The organism is Protofrankia sp. Cr1 (genome assembly GCF_963555865.1).
GTDB lineage: Bacteria > Actinomycetota > Actinomycetes > Frankiales > Frankiaceae > Protofrankia.
Genome location: NZ_CAUVXO010000028.1, coordinates 8,534 through 17,813 on the forward strand (window position 1 = coordinate 8,534; position 9,280 = coordinate 17,813).

A 9,280-nucleotide genomic window follows, 5' to 3' on the forward strand; every position below is an offset into this window, starting at 1 on the left:
GTTGAAGTCGTCCAACGCCGCCTGCCCGCGCAGCTGGTCATAGTGCCGTCGCACCTCGTGGGCGAACAGGCCGGCCGCGCTGACCCCGAGTGTGCGCACGTCCGGCCGGCTGGCGCCGGTTGCCAGCGTCCGGGTGTACAGCGCCTCTTGGACGCGAGCCGCGCGTTCCAGCGAGAAACGTTGCGTCACCAGCTCGCGACCATAATCACCCAGCTGACGACGACGGTCCGCGTCGGCGAGCAACGGCGCAAGGATCTTGACCAGTCTGCGCGCACCGCTGATCCGGTCGCCCTCGCCGATGCCGTACCAGCCCTGCCAGAGAAAGGTCGCCACGCTGTCGGGAGTCAGCAGCTCGAAGAAGCCGCCCTCGCCCTGGACCACCAGCGGCTTGCCAAAAGCTGACGCCCGCAGGGCCGACCCGCCCATGCCGATCGAGATGTCGGCGAGGGCGTAGGCGGGGCGTGGATCGGTAAGTTCACCGGTGAGCACGACCACCTGTCGGCCCCGGACGGCGCCGACCCGCGCGACGTGCGCGGCAAGCTGGTCCCGCGCGGGGCCGTCACCGACAACCACCAGCCGAACCGGCATGTCCGCCGCCAGCCGTGCCACCGCGTCGACCGCGGCCAGGAGTCCTTCCAGCTTCAGCTCGGTTGCCAACCGTGACACGACGACCACATGGAGGTTAGCCGGATCCAGATCGAAACGCGCTCGCAGCTGGGTGAGCGCAGCGTCGCTAACCGCCTCCGGGGCGTTGAGACGCACGTCGACCGGTGGCTCGATGAGGTCGACCGGACCGCGCCGGGCGGCCCGGGCGGACTCGCCGATCAGCTCGGTGCCCACCACCAGGGGCATGGTCGCGGGCAGGAACGGGGCGACCGCCATGGACATCACCGTGGCGAACGCCGGCACGCCCATCCTCGTCCGCGGCCCGAAGAACGCCTCCAACGCGGGCGGCCACTCGTAGCCGTGTACCAGGTCGATCCGGCGCTCGCGCACCACCTGGCACAGCGCGCTCATCACCCTGGGCGACGGCCGACGCCCCGGCTTCGGAGACGCGACATAGTCAAGCTTAAGATCACGAACCGTGTCGACAAGCGGACCCGGCACCCCGAAGACCGTCACCTGATGGCCGAGGTCCCGCACCGCCCCGGCGAGCTCCACCGCGTTGAGCTGACTTCCCCCGATCTCCATCATGTGGGGATAGACCAGGATCCTCACGGTCTGCGCACACCCTGTCCGAGCGCGGCATCCGCCAGATCCGCACCCGCACCCGCACCGCCCGCACCGCCACCAGCGGTGATGTCCAGCAGAGCCTCGACCACACGATCATGTTGTTGCTCGGTCATCGTGTGGAACAGCGGCAGAATGAGTGACTGCTCGGTCAGCCATTCGGTGACGGGAAGATCGTCACGGCGATGCCCCCCATAGGCGGGTTCCAGATGGGAGGCCATGATGCCACGTCGCGCCGAAATCCCACGCTCGGCCAGCGCAGCGAGCAGCTCGTTGCGACTGACCGCTGACCTCGGCGGCACGACCCAGAAGCTCTGGTAGTTCGTTGTCCCGTTCGGCGGGTCAGCTACGGTCACCATCCCTGGGATCGCAGCAAGCAACCGCTGGTAACGCTCGGCAAGGAAACGGCGACGGTCGACCATCGCGTCGAGTTTTGCCAGCTGGACCAGCCCGACCGCGGCCTGGATGTCGGTCATCCGGTAGTTGAAACCGGTCTCGACATAGCTTTCCAACACCGGCGCTCGGCTGCGGTGCCGCTCGGCCGCGCTCACGTTCATCCCGTGCTCGCGCAGCCGCCGGGCACGCGCGGCCCAGGCGGGGTCGGTGGTGGTGAGCATGCCCCCCTCACCGGTGGTGAGCAGCTTGCGCGGATGGAACGACCAGGCCGCAAGCGGTGCGCCCGCGCCGACCGACCGACCGTTCATCGTCGACCCGGCGGCGCAGGCCGCATCCTCGATCACCGCGACACCGCGCGGCCCGCACAGCTGGGAAACCCCGTCCACATCGGCGGGTACCCCGCCCTGGTGCACGGCAATCACCGCCCGGGTGCGGCCGGTGAGGACGGGAGCCACCGTGGCTGGCGTGATGTTGCCGGTGGACGCCTCGACGTCGGCGAACACAACAGTGGCGCCGACATAGCGGACGACGTTCGCGGTGGCGATGAACGACAGGGACGGCACCACCACCTCGTCACCGGGGCCGATGTCCAACAGCACCAGCGCGAGATGCAGCGCGGTCGTGCAGGACGACACCGCGACCGCCTCGCCGCCGCCGAGACGGTCGGCAAACGCACCCTCGAACTCGGCGACCCGCGGCCCCTGCGCCACCCATCCCGACCGGACCGCGTCCGCCGCCGCCTGCGCCTCCTGCTCGCCCAGCCAGGGCGTCATCACCGGAATCGCACTCATCGGTCGACTCCCTTCAACGAGGCGATCGCCGCGACACCCGCGAGATCACCGGCAGGCCCCGGCGGCAGGCCGCACAGCTGCGCGAGCTCCGCCGTGCGGGCCGCCCAGTCATGCTGGAGGGCAAACGCTCGCCTGGCAGCCGCCAGGCCATCGGTGCGGACCACGTCCAGCGCCGCGGCGGTCGCCTCGGCAAACCGCGGCGGGCTCGCGCCGATACTGAGCAGATCGGTGTCCAGCCACCGGCTGGCGGGCAGATCGGTACTCACCGCGCCCCGGCCCGCGGCCAGGTACTCAAGGGTCTTGAGCGGGAAGCTGGCCTGGTTGAAGGCTGAGTCGGTGTACGGCGTCAGCCCCACATCGATCATGCGCAAGTAGGATGGCAGGTCCGCGAACGCCTTCGGACCCACCCACTCCACGTTGGGCCGCGACAGCAGCGCATCCAGACGCTTGATCTCGAATGTCGCCTGCCGGGGCCCGACGAGCAGGATGGAGATGCCCCGATCGGCCACGGCCTCCAGGTGGGTCAGATCAATACGGTCGGAGAGGTGCCCGACAAAGCCCGCGATCGGGGACGCAAGGTGCACGTCCTGCGGCAGCGGCGCGTTGTCGCAGTCCGCGAAGTGACCGGCGTCGACACCGTTGGGCACCAGCACCGGCTCGGTGCCCATGGCCCGCCACCGGTCCACCAGCACCGGGGAGACCCCCACAACCACATGTGCCTTGGCAAGCTGACGCTGCTCGGCCTGCTCCAGCCATGGTCTGGACACGCCCATCAGCTCGGCACCGGCGACGAAGTCATCGGTGCCGTAGAAGACCCGGCGCGCGCCGGGAGCGACATCGAGCATGTCGGCGAGGGAGTCCACGATGACCGCGCGAACCGTCGCACCGATCCGGCGCAGGGCCCGCCGGACGGCGTCCCGGGCGGCCAGTCGCGCCGCTTCCCGCATGATCGGACGACTCACCCCGGGCGGAGTGACCGGCGTCAGCCTGATGATTCCCGGCTGGACCACGCGCAGCCGGGGACGACGCAGGGCAGCGGCGGTGTTGCGGTCCTTCAGCGGTGTGAGGTAAGAGATCGGCGGGTCGACCCACAACACCGGGATCTGGCGGGACAGATGCAGCGCAACATGCCGCATCGGGAACCAGATCCCGTCCCAGGACGTACCGGAGCTGCACACCACAAGCTCGCGCGGACGTGGGAGCGGCGGCGGGGAGCTCATGAGGTGAGCTCCGGCCGCGCCTCGCGCCACCATTGCACCAGCTGCCCCAAACCGTCGGCGAGGCCGACCTCGGCCTTGAAACCCAGCCGGGACGCGGCTGCGGAGGTGTCCGCGAGACGGCGGGCCACCGGATTCACCCGACGCGCAGGTCCGTACTCCAGGCCGAGATGACCGGCGTCCATCACCGCGGCCAAGGCCTCGGCAAGCTCGCGCAACGAGGTCTCGACGCCGGATGCGACGTTGAAGACCTCATCGGTGACGTCCGTCTGCGCCGCCGCCAGGTTGGCCCGGGCGATATCCGTGGTGAACACGAAGTCCATGGTCTGCGTGCCGTCGCCGAGGATGAGCGGCGGCTCGCCGTCGGCGATCCGCTCCATCCACCGCACCAGGACTTCGGTATAGACGCCGTGGACGTCCATGCGCGGCCCGTACACGTTGAAATACCGCAACGCGACGTAGTCAAGGCCGTACATGGCATGGAAGCTGCGCAGCAGACCTTCGTTGAAGACCTTCGCCGCGCCGTAGATCGTGTCGTTGTGATAAGGATGATGATCTTCAGAGATGGGGAACGCCGACGCCTGGCCGTACACCGATGCCGACGACGAGGCCACCACCTTGCGTACACCGGCGGCGACCGCGGCTTCCAGGACGTCGAAGGTCCCGTCGACGAGTACCTCGAGCGCCAGCCGCGGTTCCTCGGCGCACTGGGTGATCCGGATGGCGGCGAGGTGGAACAGGACGTCGGTACCGGGCATCAGCTCCGCCAGCAGCGCACGGTCGCAGATGTCACCGTTGACCAGGCGCACCCGCCCGGAACTCATGGCGGTCGCAAGGTTGGCCTCGCGGCCGCGCGTCAGGTTGTCGAGCACCACGATCTCGGCCGCGCCCGCCTCGACAAGCTGATCACAAACGGTCGAACCGATCGTGCCGGCGCCACCGGTGACCAGGCACCGGGTGCCGGCAAGGTCAACTGCGGCGCTTGCGGGAACTGCGACGCCTGCGGGAACTGCGACGCTGTCCGCGGCCCCGGTCATCGGGCGACCTCCAGCAGCGGGACGCGGGCGCCGCCCGAGCGCAGACTGCGCGACGCCGCTTCGAGCATTCCCAGGACCCGCAGGCCGGCGCGACCATCGGTCGCGGGCGGGTTCCCAGTGTCGATAGCCGTCGCCCACTGGGTCATCACGGTGCTCAGCGCTTCCCGCTCGGCCAGCGCAGGGGCGATCATGTCGCCACTGCGATAGGAGATCATCATGTTCCGCCTGCTCTCACTTTCCAGCACGTCGGCTTCCGCGAGATCGACCCCACGGTCATAGATCGACAGGCGCTGCGCGGGGTTGAGGTCATTCCAGACAAGGGTCCGCCGCGAACCGCCGACGATCACCGTCCGAACCTTGATCGGCGAAAGCCAGTTCACATGGGTGTGGGCGATCGCACCGTTGGACAGCGCCATCGACAGGTAGCCGACACAGGCCCTGCCCGCGCCGATCGGGTCGGCGCCGGTAGCCGTCACAGCCTCGGGCGTCACCCCGTCCGGCAGGATGAAATCAAAGATCGACAAATCGTGCGGGGCAAGATCCCAGATCACATCGACGTCGCGCTGAACAAGACCGAGGTTGACGCGCACCGAGTCGACATACTGGATCTCGCCGAGAGTGCCGGACCGGACGAGTTCGCGGATCTTCATGACCGCCGGCGTGTAGCAGTAGGTGTGGTCGCACATGAGAACGAGGCCACGGGACTCTGCCGTGTCGACCAGCTTGCGGCCCTCCGCCACCGATGAGGCGAGCGGCTTTTCGACGAGCACGTGCTTGCCCGCGTCCAGAGCCCGCAGGGCAACGTCCACGTGCGTGGCGGCCGGCGTGGCGATGGCCACCGCCTGCACTTCTGGATCATCAAGAATGTCATCGAGACGGTCGGTAGCCCGGACATCGCCGTACGAACCGACAACCGCACGGGCGCGGTCGGTGTCGATGTCGCACAGCCATCTGAGCCGAAACTCCGAGCTCCCCTGGATGTTTCGGACGAGGTTGGGACCCCAGTACCCCGCACCGACGACGGCGGCGCCGATCAAGGACAACGCTTTCCCCCCCAAAATGACAGTACGGGTTTGCCGGGCACGCGAGCGCACCCGGCAAACTCCGCAGCGAATCACCCCGCGACCGCGGGGTTACGAGGTCGGATCAAACACCACGTCGACCCAGTAGTTGGCGGCATTATACGTACCCGTGGGAAACGCCGAGGCAGCCGAGTAGGTATACACACCGTTTCCACCGGACGAACCGCTGGACGGTGCGGTAAGCGGCCCGCTCGTCAGCCCGGACGACAGGAAGTACCCGCCGGTGGCAGCGTAGTGACCGACGTTGGTGTGGTACGAGACCACATACGTGTTACCCGCTGTGACAGCTACCGGTGTCGAGAAGTGAACCTCCTGCCATCCGGTAGTTGACTCACCGGTAAACGTAGCGGTGGCGAGTGCCGTACCGGAGCTGCTCCACAGCGTTCCCGTGTGCGTACCGGTGTTCGCCACCGACTTGTAGAAGCGGACCCCGAGTATCTGACCGTTCACCGAGGGTATGAACTGCACACCCAGCTCCGCCGCGTTGGCGTCGCCCGCGTCGACGGATCCCGGCACTGTCGAGTCACTCCAAAGCGAGAACGGTCCGGTCGGACTGGATGCGCTGGCTGTGATGAACGTCCAGTTGGTGGACGACATCGTGTTGCCAGCAGCATCCTTGGCCCCACTGACGGTGACAGTGTACTGAGTGCCCGGCGCCAGCGCGGCGGCGGGGGTAAAGGTTTCCGTCAGAGTCGCGGCGTCATAGGCAGCCGATCCGGAGACCGACCCGGCCCCGCTGGACATGGTCATCGTGACCGTCGAAGGGGTGACCGCTTCGGTGAAGGTCGCCTGCGGCGTCACGTCCACCGGCACGGACGACGCGCCACCCAAAGGTGACCGCACCGCTACCGCCGGTGGTGTAACGTCCGGTGGTGCGGTCGTGCTGAACACCACGTCCGCCCAGTAATGGGCACCGTTGAAGCTGTGGTCGGGGAATCCACCGGCGCCGTACAGATATAGGCCGTTGCCACCTGCGGTTGCACTGTCCGGCGCATGCAGCGGCGCATTGTTGACAGCGGTGTTCAGTATGCCGCCAGTCGCCGAATAATGACCGTTCGGAGCATGGTAGGACGCGACATAGGTGGTGCCGGCGGTAACCGCGACCGCCGCGGAAAGACTCACCTGTTGCCATCCGGACGCGCTCTCGTTCGTGAACGTTGCGGTCGCGAGCGCCGTGCCGTTATTCGTCCACAGCGTACCGACATGGGTGCCGGTGTTGGCCGCGCTCTTGTAGAAGCGCAACCCGGTCACCCAGCCGTTGACATCAGCAGTGAAGTGTACGCCGAGCTCCACTCCCTGGGTGTCGCCGGAATCCACGGTGGCAGGGATGGACGTCGTTTCAAAAATCGAGCACGGACACAGGCCCGAGGTTGTGAAGGACCACGATACCGGCGCCATCGTATTGCCGGTCGGGTCGCTCGCCCCCGACATGGAGACGGTGTAGCTGTGACCGGACGCCAGCGTGGCGGTCGGGGCGAGCGTCACCGTCTTGCTCGACACGTCGTAGGTCACCGTCGATGCGACGACGCTGTTGTTCTGAGCGTCGGTCAGTTTCATCACGATGCTCGACGACGTGACGCGCTCGCTGAAGGTCGCCTTCACCGAGGAGGTAGCCGGGACGCTGTTCGCGCCCGTACCCGGACTCGCGCTGGCAATCGTCGGCGGTGTCACGTCCGGTGGTAGCGCCAGGACCACGTCAACCCAGTAGTTCGTGGTTGACGGCTGCGACGGGAAGGCGTGTGTGCCATACACGTAGACACCGTTCGCCCCGTCCGCCCCGTTGGCGAGGGCATGCAGCGGAGGATTGTCGACCCCACCCGAGGCGAACTGGTTGGCCGTCGTGGAGTACCGACCGGTGGTGGTGTGGTACGAGGCGATATAGGTGGTGTTCTTGACGATACTCACGGGGGTGGCGAAGGTCAGCGTCTCCCAACCGGTGCTGCTCTCCCCGGTGAACGTGCCGGTGGCCAACTGGGTACCCGTGGACGACCACAGCGTGCCGGTGTGGGTGCCGGTGTTCGCCGGCCCCTTGTAGAAGCGGATACCGGTGATCTTTCCGTCCTCGTCGGAGCGGAACTTGACTCCGAGCTCGACCGCACTGGCGTCGGCTTCGGTGATGTTCGCCGGAGTGGCCGCGTCAGACCAGATCCCGCACGGGCACAGACCGTCAACCGGCGGCTGCACAACGGTGGTGAAGGTCCACGTCACCGGAGCGGCAAGCACGTTGCCGGCGATGTCCCGCACCCCGCTGACCGTCACGGTGTAGGTCGTACCGTCGGCCAGCGCCGCGGCAGGAGTGAACGTCGCAGTCCTGGTCGACGCGTCGTATCCGACGCTTCCCGCCACGTTCTGCCCGCCCGCGGCAACGGTGAAGGTGATCGTCGCCGGCTGGACGGGCTCGTTGAACACCGCTGTCGGGGTCACCGTCGGCGCCACGCTGGACGACGCGGGCAGCGGCGTCTGGCTCGTCACCAACGGTGGGGTGACATCAGGTGGAGCGACATCGGTGAACACCGGGTCCACCCAGTAGTTGGTGGAACCGTAGGTGCTGGTCGGGAACCCGGTGCCACCCGCGCGGTACACACCGTTGGGGGCCGTTGCGGAGTCCTTGGTCGCGTGCAGCGGCACCGCGTCGGCCGCGTTCACCTCGAAGAAGCCCGCGTCCGCCGCGTAGTGCCCGGCGGGCGCCCAGTAGGAGGCGACATACGCGGTGTTCTTGGTGACCTGTACCGGCTGTGCGAAGCTGACCTGCTGCCAGCCGGACGCGCTCTCGCCGGTGAAGGTGGCGGTTGCCAGCTGGGTGCCGGCGGCCGACCACAGCGTGCCGGTGTGCGTACCGGTGTTACCGCTGCCCTTGTAGAACCGAACTCCGGTGACCCAGCCGTCGACGTCGGCGGTGAAACGAACGCCGAGTTCCAGGGCGCTGGTGTCGGTGACCGCCGGGGTCTTCGGCGTCGCGGCGGAACCGAAGACCACACATGGGCAGGTGACATTGACCGAAACGGTCACCGGCGCGGAGATGTTGGCGCTGTCATCGGCTGCACGGGCCTTGACCGTGACCGCACCGAGGCCGTGGACGGTCCCGGTGTAGGTCCAGCTCCCGCGGCCGGTCGCCGGGTGCCAGCTAGTACCACCGTCGATGGAGACCTCGACCCCGCCGACGGCGCCTGCGCTGTCAGCCGCGGTGCCGGTCACGGTCAGCTGACTGCCGTTGGTGACGGTCGCGCCGGCGGTCGGCGACGTGATGGTGATCGACGGCGGTGTGTGGTCCGTGGACGCGGTGGCCGCGATCATGCCCGCCATCAGCGTCGCCGGCTGCGCGCCCATGTCTGCCAGCAGGTTCACGGTCGCCTGCTGCATGTTGGTGTTGACGGCCGTCGTCGTGCCGTCGTGGACGTCGTCCAGGCCCCAGGGGAACTGGATCGTGCCCGCGCCGAACACGAGCGCGCCGCTCGCGGCGCGATAGAGCGTCAGGTGGTGCGTGGTCGTACCCGGCGCGACTGTGGTCCCGTAGTCCTGCAGGTACT

General features: G+C 67.9%; 6 protein-coding genes. All 6 read right to left on the reverse strand.

Annotated features, from left to right (window positions below; all coding sequences use genetic code 11):
• A partial coding sequence (locus tag U9980_RS04775; RefSeq protein WP_322766855.1) for a glycosyltransferase occupies nt 1-1,218 on the reverse strand: 1,218 nt, incomplete at its 3' end.
• Nucleotides 1,215-2,417 (reverse strand): DegT/DnrJ/EryC1/StrS family aminotransferase, encoded by a 1,203-nt coding sequence (locus tag U9980_RS04780; protein WP_322766856.1) that lies wholly within the window; start codon nt 2,415-2,417, stop codon nt 1,215-1,217. The genes U9980_RS04775 and U9980_RS04780, both read right to left, overlap by 4 nt.
• The gene (locus U9980_RS04785) at nt 2,414-3,637 is read right to left on the reverse strand and encodes a glycosyltransferase (protein WP_322766857.1); all 1,224 of its coding nucleotides are present in this window, start codon (nt 3,635-3,637) and stop codon (nt 2,414-2,416) included. Before U9980_RS04785 ends, U9980_RS04780 begins: the two co-directional genes overlap by 4 nt.
• Nucleotides 3,634-4,671: an SDR family NAD(P)-dependent oxidoreductase gene (locus tag U9980_RS04790; RefSeq protein WP_322766858.1), complete on the reverse strand. Its 1,038-nt coding sequence runs from the start codon at nt 4,669-4,671 to the stop codon at nt 3,634-3,636. The genes U9980_RS04785 and U9980_RS04790 overlap by 4 nt, the downstream gene beginning before the upstream one ends.
• On the reverse strand, nt 4,668-5,714 hold the full coding sequence (locus U9980_RS04795) for a Gfo/Idh/MocA family oxidoreductase (RefSeq protein WP_322766859.1): 1,047 nt from the start codon (nt 5,712-5,714) through the stop codon (nt 4,668-4,670). Before U9980_RS04795 ends, U9980_RS04790 begins: the two co-directional genes overlap by 4 nt.
• Before the next feature lie 90 nt (nt 5,715-5,804).
• Nucleotides 5,805-9,280, reverse strand: a 3,476-nt coding sequence (locus tag U9980_RS04800) for a DUF4082 domain-containing protein (protein WP_322766860.1), incomplete at its 5' end; no start/stop codon positions are given.